The 14,525-nt window shown below is 73.3% G+C and carries 13 protein-coding genes; 8 read left to right on the top strand and 5 right to left on the bottom strand.

Features of this window, described 5'->3' with window-relative positions; genetic code table 11:
• Positions 1 to 3 precede the first annotated feature (3 nt).
• From gatA to gatB, 3 genes are read left to right on the top strand one after another with little or no spacing between them, the layout of a single operon-like run.
• Positions 4 to 1,503 (top strand): Asp-tRNA(Asn)/Glu-tRNA(Gln) amidotransferase subunit GatA, encoded by a 1,500-nt coding sequence (gatA, locus tag ACIQUR_RS11295; RefSeq protein ID WP_403661866.1) that lies wholly within the window; start codon positions 4 to 6, stop codon positions 1,501 to 1,503.
• Positions 1,500 to 1,742 carry a hypothetical protein gene (locus ACIQUR_RS11290; protein ID WP_403661863.1) on the top strand — a complete coding sequence of 81 codons (243 nt, stop codon included), beginning with the start codon at positions 1,500 to 1,502 and terminating at the stop codon, positions 1,740 to 1,742. The genes gatA and ACIQUR_RS11290 overlap by 4 nt, the downstream gene beginning before the upstream one ends.
• 16 nt (positions 1,743 to 1,758) lie before the next feature.
• The gene (gene gatB, locus ACIQUR_RS11285) at positions 1,759 to 3,267 is read left to right on the top strand and encodes an Asp-tRNA(Asn)/Glu-tRNA(Gln) amidotransferase subunit GatB (protein ID WP_403661860.1); all 1,509 of its coding nucleotides are present in this window, start codon (positions 1,759 to 1,761) and stop codon (positions 3,265 to 3,267) included.
• Positions 3,268 to 3,863: 596 nt separating this feature from the next.
• On the opposite strand, the gene ACIQUR_RS11280 is transcribed toward gatB, so the two are convergent.
• Together ACIQUR_RS11280 and ACIQUR_RS11275 are read right to left on the bottom strand one after the other, a co-directional pair.
• The gene (locus ACIQUR_RS11280) at positions 3,864 to 4,466 is read right to left on the bottom strand and encodes a GNAT family N-acetyltransferase (RefSeq protein ID WP_403661857.1); all 603 of its coding nucleotides are present in this window, start codon (positions 4,464 to 4,466) and stop codon (positions 3,864 to 3,866) included.
• Positions 4,463 to 6,613: a penicillin acylase family protein gene (locus ACIQUR_RS11275; RefSeq protein ID WP_403661854.1), complete on the bottom strand. Its 2,151-nt coding sequence runs from the start codon at positions 6,611 to 6,613 to the stop codon at positions 4,463 to 4,465. Before ACIQUR_RS11275 ends, ACIQUR_RS11280 begins: the two co-directional genes overlap by 4 nt.
• An 85-nt stretch (positions 6,614 to 6,698) precedes the next feature.
• Here ACIQUR_RS11275 and ACIQUR_RS11270 point away from each other — a divergent pair, with 85 nt between their 5' ends.
• Positions 6,699 to 7,430 carry a siderophore-interacting protein gene (locus ACIQUR_RS11270; RefSeq protein ID WP_403661851.1) on the top strand — a complete coding sequence of 244 codons (732 nt, stop codon included), beginning with the start codon at positions 6,699 to 6,701 and terminating at the stop codon, positions 7,428 to 7,430.
• Here ACIQUR_RS11270 and ACIQUR_RS11265 read toward each other — a convergent pair.
• Positions 7,412 to 8,554: a helix-turn-helix transcriptional regulator gene (locus tag ACIQUR_RS11265; RefSeq protein ID WP_403661848.1), complete on the bottom strand. Its 1,143-nt coding sequence runs from the start codon at positions 8,552 to 8,554 to the stop codon at positions 7,412 to 7,414. The genes ACIQUR_RS11270 and ACIQUR_RS11265 overlap by 19 nt on opposite strands.
• A gap of 39 nt (positions 8,555 to 8,593) precedes the next feature.
• Here ACIQUR_RS11265 and ACIQUR_RS11260 point away from each other — a divergent pair, with 39 nt between their 5' ends.
• Positions 8,594 to 9,193: a hypothetical protein gene (locus ACIQUR_RS11260; RefSeq protein ID WP_403661845.1), complete on the top strand. Its 600-nt coding sequence runs from the start codon at positions 8,594 to 8,596 to the stop codon at positions 9,191 to 9,193.
• Positions 9,194 to 9,237: 44 nt separating this feature from the next.
• On the opposite strand, the gene ACIQUR_RS11255 is transcribed toward ACIQUR_RS11260, so the two are convergent.
• Both ACIQUR_RS11255 and ACIQUR_RS11250 read right to left on the bottom strand, forming a co-directional pair.
• Complete coding sequence (locus ACIQUR_RS11255) at positions 9,238 to 9,693, bottom strand: DinB family protein (protein ID WP_403662666.1); 456 nt, start codon at positions 9,691 to 9,693, stop codon at positions 9,238 to 9,240.
• A gap of 269 nt (positions 9,694 to 9,962) precedes the next feature.
• Positions 9,963 to 10,778 (bottom strand): GNAT family N-acetyltransferase, encoded by an 816-nt coding sequence (locus ACIQUR_RS11250; protein ID WP_403661842.1) that lies wholly within the window; start codon positions 10,776 to 10,778, stop codon positions 9,963 to 9,965.
• A gap of 217 nt (positions 10,779 to 10,995) precedes the next feature.
• Between ACIQUR_RS11250 and ACIQUR_RS11245 the strand changes: the two genes are divergently transcribed.
• The 3 genes from ACIQUR_RS11245 to ACIQUR_RS11235 all read left to right on the top strand — a co-directional run bounded on the left by ACIQUR_RS11245 (position 10,996) and on the right by ACIQUR_RS11235 (position 14,517).
• Positions 10,996 to 11,388, top strand: coding sequence for a signal peptidase I (locus ACIQUR_RS11245; protein ID WP_403661839.1), 393 nt, complete (start codon positions 10,996 to 10,998; stop codon positions 11,386 to 11,388).
• A gap of 102 nt (positions 11,389 to 11,490) precedes the next feature.
• A complete protein-coding gene (locus ACIQUR_RS11240) occupies positions 11,491 to 12,045 on the top strand; it encodes a hypothetical protein (protein WP_403661837.1) in 555 nt (184 codons plus the stop codon).
• Between the two features lie 222 nt (positions 12,046 to 12,267).
• Positions 12,268 to 14,517 (top strand): MMPL family transporter, encoded by a 2,250-nt coding sequence (locus tag ACIQUR_RS11235; RefSeq protein ID WP_403661834.1) that lies wholly within the window; start codon positions 12,268 to 12,270, stop codon positions 14,515 to 14,517.
• Positions 14,518 to 14,525 lie beyond the last annotated feature (8 nt).

The raw sequence follows: 14,525 nt of genomic DNA, 5'->3' as shown, positions 1-14,525 counted from the left end.
ACCATGACGGACAGCAACATCATCAAGCTCACGGCCGCCGAGATCGCCGCGAAGATCGCCTCCGGCGAGCTGACCGCGGTGGAGGTCACCGAGGCCCACCTCGCCCGCATCGAGGCCGTCGACGAGAAGGTCCACGCCTTCCTGCACGTCGACCGCGAGGGCGCCCTCGCGCAGGCCCGCGCCGTGGACGAGAAGCGCGCCAAGGGCGAGAAGCTGGGCCCGCTGGCCGGCGTCCCGCTCGCGCTCAAGGACATCTTCACCACGAAGGGCGTCCCCACCACCGTCGGCTCCAAGATCCTCGAAGGCTGGATCCCGCCGTACGACGCCACCCTGACGCGCAAGCTGAAGGAGGCCGACGTCGTCATCCTCGGCAAGACCAACATGGACGAGTTCGCCATGGGGTCCTCCACCGAGAACAGCGCGTACGGCCCGACCGGCAACCCGTGGGACCTCACCCGCATCCCCGGCGGCTCCGGCGGCGGCTCCTCCGCCGCGCTGGCGTCGTACGAGGCCCCGCTCGCCATCGGCACCGACACCGGCGGCTCCATCCGCCAGCCCGCGGCCGTCACCGCGACCGTCGGCGTGAAGCCGACCTACGGCGGCGTCTCCCGCTACGGCATGGTGGCGTTCTCCAGCTCCCTCGACCAGGGCGGCCCCTGTGCCCGTACGGTCCTCGACGCGGCCCTGCTGCACGAGGTCATCGCCGGCCACGACCCGCTCGACTCGACCTCCATCGACGCCCCGGTCCCGCCGGTCGTCGAGGCGGCCCGCAACGGCTCGGTCGCCGGCATGCGCGTCGGCGTCGTCAAGCAGTTCGCCGGTGAGGGCTACCAGGCCGGCGTCGTCCAGCGGTTCAACGAGTCGGTGGAGCTGCTCAAGGAGCTCGGCGCCGAGATCGTGGAGCTGGACTGCCCGTCGTTCGACCTGGCGCTCGCCGCGTACTACCTGATCGCGCCGTCCGAGTGCTCCTCGAACCTCGCCCGCTTCGACGCCATGCGCTACGGCCTGCGCGTCGGCGACGACGGCACCAAGTCCGCCGAGGAGGTCACGGCCCTCACCCGCGAGGCCGGCTTCGGCCCCGAGGTCAAGCGCCGGATCATGCTCGGCACGTACGCGCTCAGCTCCGGCTACTACGACGCGTACTACGGCTCGGCCCAGAAGGTCCGCACGCTCATCACGAAGGACTTCGAGAAGGCCTTCGAGCAGGTCGACGTGATCGTCTCCCCGACGACCCCGACCACCGCCTTCCCGATCGGCGAGCGCGCCGACGACCCGATGGCGATGTACCTCGCGGACCTGTGCACCATCCCGACCAACCTGGCCGGCAACGCCGCCATGTCGCTGCCCTGCGGCCTGGCGCCGGAGGACGGTCTGCCGGTCGGTCTGCAGATCATCGCCCCGGCGATGAAGGACGACCGCCTGTACAAGGTCGGTGCCGCCGTCGAGGCCGCCTTCGTCGAGCGCTGGGGTCACCCGCTGCTTGAGGAGGCACCGTCGCTGTGAGCAACGCACTGACCAAGGCCAAGGGCTTCAAGAAGTCCAAGTCCGGCACCTACCTGTCCATCGGCACCACCGCCTTCGGTGCGATCGGCGTCGTGAAGCAGGTCAAGAAGGCCCGCCTGGAGAACGACACGCTCAAGCTGGTCGACGCCGTGGTGTCCGCCGCCGCCATCGTGACCGGCCTCGCGATCCTGTACCGCGAGCTGCGGCGCCTCGGCGACGACGACGTTCTGCTGGGCTGAGAGGGAAAGTTTCACCGTGACCGTCACCGAACTCCTGTCGTACGAGGCCGCGCTGGGCGCGTACGACCCCGTCATGGGTCTTGAGGTCCACGTCGAGCTCGGCACCAGGACCAAGATGTTCTGCGGCTGCTCGACCGAGCTGGGCGCCGAGCCCAACTCGCAGACCTGCCCCACCTGCCTCGGCCTGCCCGGCTCGCTCCCGGTCGTCAACGCGATCGGCGTCGAGTCCGCCATCAAGATCGGCCTCGCGCTGAACTGCGAGATCGCCGAGTGGTGCCGCTTCGCCCGGAAGAACTACTTCTATCCGGACATGCCGAAGAACTTCCAGACCTCCCAGTACGACGAGCCGATCGCCTTCAACGGCTACCTGGACGTCCAGCTGGAGGACGGCGAGGTCTTCCGCGTCGAGATCGAGCGCGCCCACATGGAGGAGGACACCGGCAAGTCCACCCACGTGGGCGGCGCGACGGGCCGCATCCACGGCGCCTCGCACTCGCTCCTGGACTACAACCGCGCCGGCATCCCGCTCATCGAGATCGTCACCAAGCCGATCGTCGGTGCCGGCGAGCGCGCCCCCGAGGTCGCCAAGGCGTACGTCGCCGAGCTGCGCGAGCTCATCAAGGCGCTCGGCGTCTCCGAGGCCCGCATGGAGATGGGCCAGATGCGCTGCGACGTGAACCTCTCCCTGATGCCGAAGGGCACGGAGAAGTTCGGCACGCGGAGCGAGACGAAGAACGTCAACTCGCTGCGCAGCGTGGAGCGGGCCGCCCGCTTCGAGATCATGCGCCACGCGGCCGTCCTCCAGTCCGGCGGGACGATCATCCAGGAGACCCGCCACTTCCACGAGGACGACGGCTCCACGACGTCCGGCCGCGTGAAGGAAGAGGCGGAGGACTACCGCTACTTCCCCGAGCCGGACCTGGTGCCGGTCGCGCCGAGCCGTGAGTGGGTCGAGGAGCTCCGGGCCACCCTGCCCGAGCTGCCGCGCGTCCGCCGCAACCGGCTCCGCGAGGAGTGGGGCATCGGCGAGTTCGACATGCAGTCGATCCTCAACGCCGGTGCGGTCGACCTGATCGTCGCGACGATCGAGGCCGGTGCCGACTCGGCGTCCGCCCGCAAGTGGTGGATGGGCGAGCTGGCGCGCAACGCGAACGAGACGGGCAAGGGCCTGGACGAGCTGGGCGTCGCCCCGGCCGACGTGGCCCGGGTCTCGGCCCTGGTCGCCGAGGGCTCGCTCAACGACAAGCTGGCCCGCCAGGTCATCGAGGGCCTGCTGGCCGGCGAGGGCACGCCGGACGAGGTCGTCGAGAAGCGCGGCCTGAAGGTCGTCTCCGACGACGGCGCCCTGGGTGCCGCGGTGGACGAGGCCATCGCCGGCAACGCGGCCATCGCGGACAAGATCCGCGGCGGCAAGGTCGCCGCGGTCGGCGCCCTGGTCGGCGCGGTCATGAAGACCACCCGCGGCCAGGCCGACGCGGCCCGCGTGAAGGAACTGATCCTGGAAAAGCTGGGCGTCGAGGCCTGACGCCCACGTCCTGGCCCAGCTTGGCGACAGGCGCCCCGTACCGGTCCCGGTGACCGGCACGGGGCGCCTGCGCGTTCGGGGACGGTCTCGGGGAGGTGGCTGGCCGGGGTCGGGGTGTGGTCGGGGCGGGGGCGGGGGCGGGGGCGGTGCCGGTGCGCGGGCAGGGGCGCGGTATCCCCTGAACCGGCGTCACGGAACTGAGCCCATCCGGGGCCGTCCGCCGACCGAGGGTTTCCGGGGCGGGGCGCCCTGTCAAGGGCGCTCCTTCGTCGCGTCGCCTGCGGCGATTCCACTTCGTTCCACCCTTGACAGAACACCCCGCCCCGGAAGCAAAGACCCTCGGCGGACAACCCCGAAGGAACGGCCAGGGGGACACTTCATGCCTTCCGGTACCGGGTGCCCGGCCCCGCACAGGGGGGCCGGTTCGCCCCACGGGGCGGACGCGTCCCCGTCCGTAGGCCCCCAGCCCGTCTCAGCGGCCTCCGGGCCGTCTGTGCTCCTTCACAAGCCGCCACAGATCGCTACGCGCTCCTGCCCCACGGCGACAGACGGCCGTCTTGGGCCGGACATGGGCCGCCAGCGATCGTCACTCCTTGTCAGCGCTGCGCGTTGAGGAAGCAGAGGCGGGCCTGCTTCGCCGGGAGGTAGACCTCCGGGAGGTCGATTTCCGGGAGTTCGACTTCCGGGCCCAGTTCGAAGCCGGTGCGCCGGAGGCGGGCGATGGCCTTGGTGTTCGAGGCGTCCGGTTCGCCGACGATGCGGGTCTTGCCGCCCGAGAGGGTGAACTCCGTGAGGGCGCCCAGGAGTTTGCCGCTGTAGCCGGGTACGGCCGGGCCGTCCGAGGGGGCCAGCATCAGGTGGATGCCGATGTCGCCCGGCTGGACCTCGTAGCACTCGCTGATGCGGTCCTCGGCCGGGTCGTACGTCTGGAAGAGCGCGGCCGGCGTGCCGTCCAGGCGGACCAGGAACGCGTGGTGGGTGGTGCGGCGGTCGACGTCCTCGTAGATCTCCCGGACGAGTTCGAGGCTCGCCTCGCGCATGCCCCAGAAGCGGGCCCGCTCCTGCGTCACCCAGGAGTGGACGAGGGGGGAGTCGGCCGCCGGGTCCAGAGGGGAGACGGTGACCGTGCCGAGGCCGTCGACGTGCCGGGTGAAGACCGCGGGTCTGGTGGGGGCGGCGGGGGTGGTGGGGGAGGTCATTCGGATTCCTTTGTGAGACGGGTCCAGTCGGTGACGACCGGTACGAGCTCGCCCTGTGCCCAGAGCGGCAGTTGGTCGCGGTGGTGGGGGCCGGCAGGGACGCCGTCGGCGCCCAGCGGTACGGCCCAGAGGCTGTCCTCGCGGCGGGCGAGGTCCCAGACGTAACGGGCGGCCGGGCCGCGGGCGGTGCGGTCGGTCACGCCCGGGACGCTGGAGGTGGCCAGGACGCAGTCGTGGTCGCCGGCCAGGCCGGGCCAGGTGGCCTCGGGGTCGGGGAGGGCCTGCCAGGGGGTGAGGACGTGGACGTCGCCCCAGGTGGTGTCCGGCAGGGGTGTTGCCGCCAGTTCTTCCAGGGCCGCGCGGACGTGGGCCGGGCGGTCCAGGTCCGGGAGGAGGTCGGTGGCCAGGATCCCTTCGAGGGCGTAGCCGACGCGGGGGACCAGGTAGAGCCAGGGGTGGAAGACCTCCGGGCCCGTGGGGAGGGCCGAGAGGGCGGCCAGCGACGGGTCGGCGGCGATGCGGCGGATGACGTTCGTGCGGAGCGATGCGAAGAGGGCCGCCTCGCTGCTGTCCGCCGCCATGTGGTGGTTCCAGGTGAGGAGGCGGTCGCGGAGGGCCTCGGCTTCCGGTGAGAGGCCGGTGAGTTCCTTCGTCAGCGCCAGCAGCGGGGCCGCCGAGGCCAGGTGGGTGTCCGTGTGGATCGACGCCATGTCCTTGCCGGACCAGTCCGCCGAGCCGGTGAGGAGGTCGCGGATGCGGTTCGCGCGGTGCGGGGGAGCGAACTCCACGCCCAGTGGTGACGCGATGCCGCGGGCGTTGGCCATCACCGCGAAGCCCTGGACCGGCTCGGACGGGGTCTCCGCCCAGCCCTGCCAGACGTGTTCCGGCTCCCAGGCCGGCACGAGGCGCAGGCTGTTGGCGCGGGGGCGGAGCGGGACGGCTCCGGCGACGCGGTGCAGCAGGCCGCCCTCGGTGTCGGCCGCGTGGACGACGTTGACGGGTTCGGCCCAGCCGTCGAAGGCCCGGTCGATGTCGGCGACGGTGCGGGCGCGGAGGAGGGCGGGGAGGGCGGCGAAGCCGAGGTCGTCGCGGACGCGGGGCGGGTAGCGGAGCGCCACCGCCTCCTCGGTGCCTGCGGTGTCTGCGGTGCCTGCCGTTCCTCCGGTGCCTCCCGTGCCCCCGGCCCCCTCGCTTCCGGGCTCCGCGACGCCGGCCCCCGTCACGCCCTCCACCGGTTCGTCCGCGCCGATGACCACCGGCCCCCGCGGCGTTTCCAGGACCTCCACCGTCACCGGGTCCGCGCCGGCGACCTCGATGGTCTCCGTGTGGTGCTGTACGGACTCCCAGCGGCCGTCCGGGCCGAGCGCCTCCACCAGGCTGCCGGTCCGGCGCAGGCGTTCGCGGTACAGGTCCTGGTAGTCGGCCATGGCGTTGGTGATCGCCCAGGCGGCGGTGCCCGTGTGGCCGAAGTGGGCGAGGCCGGGGACGCCGGGGACCGCCAGGCCCAGGACGTCGTACTCCGGGCAGGAGAGGCGGATCTGCTGGTAGACGCCCGGGTCCTCGATGAAGCGGTGCGGGTCGCCCGCGATGATCGCGGCGCCCGTGGTGGTGCGGTCGCCCGGCACCAGCCAGCCGTTGCTGCCCGAGGTGCCGGGGCCGTCGGTGGCGAAGAGCGTGGTCGCCTCCGGGCCGAGCGCGCGGGCCACCCGTTCCCGCCACAGCTTCGTGGGGAAGCCGGCGAACAGGATGTGCGTGGACAGCCAGATGCCCAGCGGCACCCAGGGCTCCCACGACTCGGTGCGCAGCCCGGTCTCCGCGAAGCGGGGGTCGCGGGCGGCGCCCTGCGGCATGCCCGTGTTGACGCCGTCGACGTACGCCCGTACCCAGGCGGCCGTCTCCGGGTCCAGGGCCTCGAAGCAGCGGCGGGCGGTGTCGTCCAGGCGCGAGCGCCGGGCGAACCGGTCCCAGGCGACGGCCTCCGCACCGAGGAAGGCCGCGGTGGTGCCCTGGGCGCGGCGGCGCTCCACTTCGAGCTGCCAGGCGCGGTCGTGTGCGGTCACGCGCCCCTGGGCGAAGGCGAGTTCACGGGTGTCGGACGCGCGAAGGTGCGGGATGCCCCAGGCGTCCCGGTAGACCTCGGTACTCACACTGCTCCCCGGGTGCATTAGGTTAGGCTGGCCTAAGTGTAAGCATGCCGTCCGTGGGGGCGGCAGCCAGGGGAAGGGACCCACGGTGGGGGTTGGCAAGGGCTGGGAGCACGTCGTCCTCAAGCTGCTGCGCGGCAAGGACTTCGTCTTCACGGTGACGGGGGCCGAGGACGTCACGGACCACTACCGCCGGGTGCGGATGAGCGACGGCGGGCTGCTCGCGGCCGTCGGCGGGGCCCTGCACCCCACGATGTGGGTGCGGCTGTGGTTCCAGGACGGCGGGCGGCCGCACCAGCGCGCGTACACCCTGGTCGATCCCGACCCCGCCGCCGGCACCTTCTCCCTGGAGTTCGCCCTGCACGACGGGGTCGCGAGCGACTGGGCGCGCGCGGCCGAGCCCGGCGACACCATCGAGGCCACCGTGCAGGGCACCGGCTTCACGACCCCGTCGCCCGCGCCCCCGCGGCTGCTGGTCATCGGCGACCCGGCCTCCCTGCCGGCCATCAACTCGCTGCTCGACGCGCACGCGGACGTACCGGCCACGATCTGGTTCGAGACCCAGCACGGCTCGGACGAGGAGCTGCCGGTACGGGCGGACGCCGGGCGGCACGAACTGCGCCGGGTGCCGCGGGACGGGAGCGCGCTGGTCGACCGGGTGCGGGCGGAGCTGCCGGAGCTGGTCGGGGACCCCGAGCAGGCGTACGTGTGGCTCGCCTGCGACGCGGCCACCACCCGCACGCTCACCGGCTTCGTCCGCAAGGAGCTGGGCCTGCCGAAGCAGCGGGTGAACGCGCTGGGTTACTGGCGAGCGGCCTGAGGTCCGGGGTTCCGGGGTGCACCGGCCCGGGCCGTACGGGCCTGGGCGGTACCGGCCTGGGCGGTACGGGCCTCGGCCGTACGGGTCCCGGCGGTACGGGCCTGCGCCGCACCGGCCTGCGCCGTACGGGCCTTGGCGGTCAGGGCCCCCGCGGTCGCGGCCTCCGCCGCCGGCCCCTCGTACAGCGCCGCCGTGGCGCGGGCCGCCTCCCGCAGCGCCGCCCGCAGTTCCGGCGGGCCCAGCACCTCCACCGCCGGCCCCAGGGCGAGGAACGCGGCCAGGGCCTGCTCCGGCGACTCCGTCGGCAGCACCGCCCTGGTCCAGCCGTCGGCCTCCGGTACGCCGGTCTCCGCGGCCGCCTTGGCCGCCGTACCCGTCAGCCGCGCCGCCGCCCCCGGCGCGAGCCGCACCGTCGCCTCGCCCTGCCGCAGCCGTGCGTGGAAGTCCCGCTGCGCGGCGCCCCAGTGGGCCGCCAGGTCGAAGCCGGCCGGGATCTCGAAGGCGTCCCCGGTGACCGTGACCGACAGGATCTGGTCCACCCGGTACGTACGCGGCCCCGGCGCCGCCACCAGGTACCAGCGCCCCGCCTTCAGCACCAGCCCGTACGGGTCGAGCACCCGGTCCACGTCGGTCGGCTCCTTCCACCGCCGGTACCGCACCCGCAGCGTCCGGCCGGCCCACACGGCGTCGGCGACCTCCGGGAGGTGGCGCAGGTCGTCGTCCTCCGCGTACCAGCCCGGCGCGTCCAGGTGGAAGCGGGCGCGCATCCGGTCGGCCTCGGCCCGCAGTCCCGGCGGGAGCGCGGCGCGCAGCTTGAGTTCGGTGGAGGCGAGGGACGCGCCCAGGCCGAGGGCGGAGGCCGCGCCCGGCAGCCCGGCGAGGAACAGGCTCTGCGCCTCGGGGGTGTTGAGGCCGGTGAGGCGGGTGCGGTAGCCGTCGAGCAGCCGGTAGCCGCCGTGGTGGCCGGGGTCGCCGTACAGCGGGACGCCCGCGGCGTGCAGGGCCTCGATGTCGCGGTAGACCGTGCGGGGCGAGACCTCCAGCTCGGCGGCGAGCTCGTCGGCGGTCAGCCGGCCGCGGGTCTGGAGGAGCAGGATGATCGAGAGCAGGCGGCTGGACTTCACTGACACAGGCTGTCAGGGGAGCGGTCCTACGGTCCACCCATGACCAGGACCACCACGCCCCGGACCACCACGCCCGAGACCCCCGAGACCCCCGCGCCCGGGACCACCACGCCCGGGACCCCCGCGCCCGGGACCACCACGCCCGGGACCCCCGCGCCCCGGACCGCCGCCACGCCCGATCCGGCCCCCACGGACTTCGACTTCCTCGCGGGGGACTGGCGGGTCGTCAACCGCCGCCTGAGGGACTTCCTCGACCCCGCGAGCGGGTGGGAGGAGTTCCCGGCCACCAGCCGCGGCACCCGTCACTTCGACGGCGGCGCGAGCTTCGACGAGATCGAGTTCCCCACCCTCGGCTCCGGCGGGCTCACCCTGCGCCTGTACGACCGGCAGACCGGCCTGTGGTCCCTGTACTGGGCGAGCCGCCGCACCGGCACCCTCTTCCCGCCGGTGACGGGGAGCTTCGGACCGGACGGCGTGGGCCTCTTCCACGGCGAGGACACCTACGACGGCCGCCCGGTCCGCGTCCGCTTCGTCTGGTCCGGCATCACCGGGGACGCGGCCCACTGGGAACAGTCCTTCTCGACGGACGGCGGGCAGACCTGGGCGGTGAACTGGACCATGCGTCTCACCCGCACCTGACCGCCCGCGCCACCGGGCCCCGCCGCACCGCCCCGGCCCGCCCGCTACGCGCCCACCGACCCGTCGATGCCCTCGCGCAGGAAGTCCGCGTGGCCGTTGTGGCGGGCGTACTCGTGGATGAGGTGGAGCATCACCAGGCGCAGCGAGACCTCCGTGTCCCAGTTGCGGTTGTGGGCGGTGACGTCCAGGGAGGCGGCCGCGGCCTCGATGCGGCGGGCGTGGGCCACCTCCTCCTGCCAGGCCGCGAAGGCCTCGGCGCGGGTGGCGCCGGTGGCGTCGTACGCCGCCTGGTAGTCGCCGTCCGGCGACCAGCGCAGGGGGAGGTCCTCGGCGTTGACGGTCCGGCGGAACCAGGTGCGCTCCACCTCCGCCATGTGCCGGACCAGGCCGAGCAGGGTCAGGGTCGAGGGCGGCATCGAGCGCTGCCGGAGCTGCTCGTCGGTGAGGCCCTCGCACTTGAGCGCCAGGGTGGCGCGGTGGTAGTCGAGGAAGGCGCGCAGCGTCTCGCGCTCCCCGCCGGTGAGCGGCGGCGCGACGCGCCCGTCCGGCGCCCCGGAGTCGGGTTCCGCCTGCTCGGCCGGTGCCTCGGACCCGGGTTCCGCCCGCCCGGCTGGTGCCCCGGAGCCGGGTTCCGCCCGCCCGGCCGGTGTCGCCGTGCCGGAGTCCGCCCGCTCGGCCGGTGCCCCGGGTCCGGAGTCCGCCTGCTCGGCCGGTGCCTCGGATCCGGAGTCCGCCCGCTCGTCCGCGCCGCCCGGGCCGGCTCCGGCGGTCATCGGGCGTCCGCTCCGCCCGCCGGGTGCCAGTTGTACGCCACGATCCGGGCCGCCGGCGTGAAGCCCAGCCGCTCCAGGATCGGCCGGCTCATCGGGGACGCGTCCACCTGGAGGTACGGGACCCCGCGCTCGGCGGCGATGCGGGCGCGGTGGGCGACCAGCGCCCGGTAGATGCCCTTGCCGCGCCACTCCGCGACGGTCCCGCCGCCCCACAGGCCTCCGAAGGACGCGCCGGGCAGCAGCTCCAGCCGGGCCGCGCTGACCGGGCGGTCGCCCGCCATGGCGACCACGGCGGCCAGTACCTCCGGCTGCTCCCGGAGCTGGGTCAGCATCAGGTGGCGGACCTGGGGGTTGTCCCGGCCGAAGGCCGCCCCGAGGGCCTCCATCATCAGCTCCACGCCGGCCTCGTCGGTGACCGCCTCCAGCCGTACGCCCGCCGGCGGCTCCGCGTCCAGGGGCAGTGCGCCCACCGGGGCCAGCATCAGCGTCTCGGGCTCGTCGGCCTCGAAGCCGGCCGCCAGCAGGCGGTCGGCCAGGTCGGCCGGGCGGTCGTAGTCGTAGAGCTTCCACTCCCACTCCACGCCCGCGCCGCCCTCGCGGGCCGCGTAGTGCGCCACCTGCTCCGCGATGACCGCGTCCGCGGTGGTCTCGTCGAGGTCCGACCAGATCACGCCGTTCCAGCCGGGGACGGGCCCGGTGTGGCGGACGACGGCCCCGCTCCGCTCGATGAGGCCGTCGGGCCCCTCGGGGAGCGCGCCGCGCCGCATCTCCTCGTCGTACAGGGCCAGGGCGTGTGCGTGATCGAAAGTCATGCGGCCCACCTCAGCACCGCCCGCCCGCCCCGGCAATCGGTTTAGGCCCTGTCTTTCGGATCACGCCGGGCTCGCGGGGCCTGGCACGCACGCTCGCCGCGTTGTCGTCGGTCGCCAACGCTCCGCGTTGACTCCCTCCTCCGCCTTGCGATCGCACGCACCAGACCCCGCTCCCTGATCCGGCCTGATCCGAAAGACAGGGCCTAGCCTCCGGTCCATGGACATCGAGGCCACGGAGAACGTGTACGTCGGGAACGCCGGCAAGGACGCCCCGCTCGACCGCGGGTGGCTGCTCGGCCACTTCAAGGACCCCGGCGACGTCCGGCACAGCGAGGACGTCGAGATCAAGTGGGGCGTCCACCCGCGGGGCGAGGAGCGGGCCCAGTGGGTCCGCGGCGAGGGGCGGGTGGCGCTCCAGGTGCTGATCAGCGGGCGGTTCCGGCTGGAGCTGCCGGGCCGCAGCGTGGTCCTCGCCGAGCAGGGCGACTACGTGGTCTGGGGGCGTGGCGTGGATCACTCCTGGTACGCGGAGGAGGACTCCGTGGTGCTGACCGTCAGGTGGCCCTCGGTGCCCGGATATGCGGTGCCTGATCCGGAAACCCGCAGGTAACAACGGTGGAATGATTCCGTCCGCTCTGCGGGCACGCCTTGACGCCGTCCTTATGTCTTAGGTAAGCCTTACCTGTCTTTCAGGTTCGTCAGGGAGTTGCCCGTGTCCGCCGTACCCGCCAGCACCATTCCCGGCCGGCTCAGACCCACGCGCCTCCACGACTCGTGGTGGACGGTCGCCGCCGCCTCGCTCGCCGCCCTGGTCGTGCTCACCGGGGGCCTCTGGTTCTCGGTCCACGTCCGCACCGACCCCGTCCTGCACGAGGCGGCCCTCTTCGTCCACCTGGCCTCCCTGGTCCTCGGCTTCGGCGCCGTGCTCGCCGCCGACTGGTACGGCGGCCTCTGGCTGCTCGGCCGCTGCTCCCTCGACGAGGCCCTCGCCGTCATCGGCCGGCTGCACGCCCCCATCTGGGCCGGCCTCGCCGGGCTCGTCGCCAGCGGCTTCATGCTCCACCCCGACCTCGGCTCCCCGCTGACCCGCGCCAAGCTCGTGATGGTCGCGCTGCTCACCGTCAACGGCCTCCAGGCCGGTCTCCTCACCCGCCGGCTCGCCTCGCCCGGGCGCGGGGTCCTGATCTGGGCCGGCGCCACCGGTCTCGTCTCGCAGCTGTGCTGGTGGGGCTCGGTCGTCGTGGGGTTCCTCAACACCAGGCGCTGACGTCCCCCGCCCGGGTGACCAGGGTCCCCGAGGGCCGCCGAAGGTCGGGCACACTGCCCATGACCAAGGTCATCCAACCCCGTCGGCCGCTGTGACGATGCACACGAAACGGGCCAACGATCACCAAACGCTGACATCGTGGCGATGCAGGTCGAAAACCTACTCGTTCCGTTCTTTGCGCCGGGCCCCTCCCGTAAAGATCCGAACCACCAGGAGAGCCCGTTGGCAGCAATCGCACGGTGGTGCATGCGGCATCGCCTCATCGCCGTCCTGCTCTGGCTCATCGCCCTCGGCGGCACCACCGCGGCGGCGGCCTTCGCGGGCTCCGCCTACTCCAACAACTACGAGGTCCCGGGCACCGAGTCCGGCAAGGCCACCGACCTGCTCCGCAAGGGCTTCCACGGCCAGGGCGGTGACACCGACACCGTCGTCTGGCGCACCGGTCCCTCCCAGACCGCCCGGACCCCCTCCGTCGAGCAGCGGATGAGCCAGACCCTCGACGAGATAGCCGAGCTGCCCGGCGTCGGCTCCGTCACCAGCCCGTACTCCTTCGAGGGCGCCGCGCAGATCAGCGCCGACGGCCGCACCGCGTACGCCGTCGTCACCTTCGACCAGCCGGCCGACGCCGTGCCGCGGTCCGAGGCCCAGGCCGTGGTCGACACCGCCAAGGCCGCCGAGACCGACGACGTACGCATCGAACTCGGCGGCCGCGCCGTCGGGCTCACCGAGGCGCCCACCGCCCACCTCGCCGAGGTCATCGGCGTGGTCGTGGCCGGCGTCGTGCTGTTCCTGGCCTTCGGCTCCCTCGCCGCCAGCACGCTCCCGATCGCCACCGCCCTGGTGAGCGTCGGCACCGCCTACTCCGGGATCACGCTGCTCGGCCACCTGATGCCGGTCGCGGACTTCGCGCCCATGCTGGGCACCCTGATCGGCCTCGGCGTGGGCATCGACTACGCGCTGTTCATCGTCACCCGGCACCGCAAGGGCCTCAAGCGCGGCCTGCCCGTCGAGGAGGCGGCCCGCAACGCGGTCGCCACCACCGGCCGGGCCGTCGTCTTCGCCGGCGCCACGGTCTGCATCGCCCTGCTCGGCATGCTGATCCTGCGCCTGAACTTCCTCAACGGCGTCGCGATCGCCGCCTCCCTCACCGTGGTGCTCACCGTCGCGGCCTCCGTGACCCTGCTGCCCGCCCTGCTCTCGTACATCGGCATGCGCGCCCTCTCCGGCCGCGAGCGCCGCAGGCTCGCCGAGCACGGCCCCCAGCCCGAGACCACCACGGGCTTCGCCGCCCGCTGGTCGGCCTTCGTCGAGCGCCACCCCAAGCTGCTGGGCGCCGTCGCGGCCGTGGTCATGGCCGTCCTCGCGCTGCCCACCCTCTCGCTCCACCTGGGCACCTCCGACCAGGGCAACAACCCCGCCGCCTCCAGCACCCGCCAGGCCTACGACCTGCTGGCCGAGGGCTTCGGGCCCGGCGTCAACGGCCCCCTGACGCTCGTCGCCCACATGGACAACGCGGGCGACCGCATCGCCCTGCACATGCTCGGCGACCACGTACGCGCCACCGAGGGCGTTGCCTCCGCCGGCCCCGCCGTCTTCAACCGCAGCGGCGACACCGCCGTGCTCACCGTCATGCCCGACTCCTCGCCGCAGTCGAAGGCCACCAGCGCGCTCGTCGACCGGCTGCGCGACGACGTGATCCCCTGGGCCGAGCAGGGCACCACGCTGGAGGTGCACGTCGGCGGCGTCACGGCCGGCTACGACGACTTCGCCGAGGTGATCGTCGGCAAGCTGCCGCTCTTCGTGGGCGTGGTCATCGCCCTCGGCTGCCTCCTGCTGCTGCTCGCCTTCCGCTCGATCGGCATCCCGCTCAAGGCCGCCGCCATGAACGTGGCCGCCGTCGCCTCCTCCTTCGGCATCGTCGTCGCGATCTTCCAGTGGGGCTGGGGCAGCGAGCTGATGGGGCTGGGCAGCGCCGGGCCCATCGAGCCCTTCCTGCCCGTGATCATGGTCTCGGTGCTCTTCGGGCTCTCCATGGACTACCAGGTCTTCCTGGTCAGCCGGATGTACGAGGAGTGGCTGGAGACCGGAGACAACCGGCGTGCCGTACGCGTCGGCCTCGCCGAGACCAGCCGTGTGATCAACTCCGCGGCGGTCATCATGATCTCCGTCTTCCTCGCCTTCGTCCTCAGCGGCGACCGGCTGATCGCGATGTTCGGCATCGCCCTGGCCGCCGCCGTCGCCCTGGACGCCTTCGTGCTCCGCACGCTGCTGGTGCCCGCCCTGATGCACATGCTGGGCGGGGCGAACTGGTGGCTGCCCGCCTGGCTGGACCGCCGGTTGCCGAAGATCAGCATCGAGCCCCCGGACTGCGCCACACGTGCGACACTGCCGGGGCAGCGGAAGAGCGCGGACGACGGTGCCGACGGCGCCGGGGACGCGGACTCCGCCGTGACGACGCCCGCGGGCCGCTAGCCGGTACG

Source organism: Streptomyces sp. NPDC101132, from assembly GCF_044759225.1.
Classification (GTDB): Bacteria; Actinomycetota; Actinomycetes; order Streptomycetales; family Streptomycetaceae; genus Streptomyces.
The sequence above is the reverse complement of the archived record's forward strand: the minus strand, read 5'-3'. Positions and strand labels throughout refer to the sequence as shown.

Bases quoted from the DNA above. Each gene is read 5' to 3' on its own strand.
- ACIQUR_RS11250 (WP_403661842.1), bottom strand. From the start codon at position 10,778: ATGACTTTCGATCACGCACACGCCCTGGCCCTGTACGACGAGGAGATG.
- ACIQUR_RS11260 (WP_403661845.1), top strand. From the start codon at position 8,594: ATGACCAGGACCACCACGCCCCGGACCACCACGCCCGAGACCCCCGAG.
- gatA (WP_403661866.1), top strand. From the start codon at position 4: ATGACGGACAGCAACATCATCAAGCTCACGGCCGCCGAGATCGCCGCG.
- ACIQUR_RS11245 (WP_403661839.1), top strand. From the start codon at position 10,996: ATGGACATCGAGGCCACGGAGAACGTGTACGTCGGGAACGCCGGCAAG.
- ACIQUR_RS11280 (WP_403661857.1), bottom strand. From the start codon at position 4,466: ATGACCTCCCCCACCACCCCCGCCGCCCCCACCAGACCCGCGGTCTTC.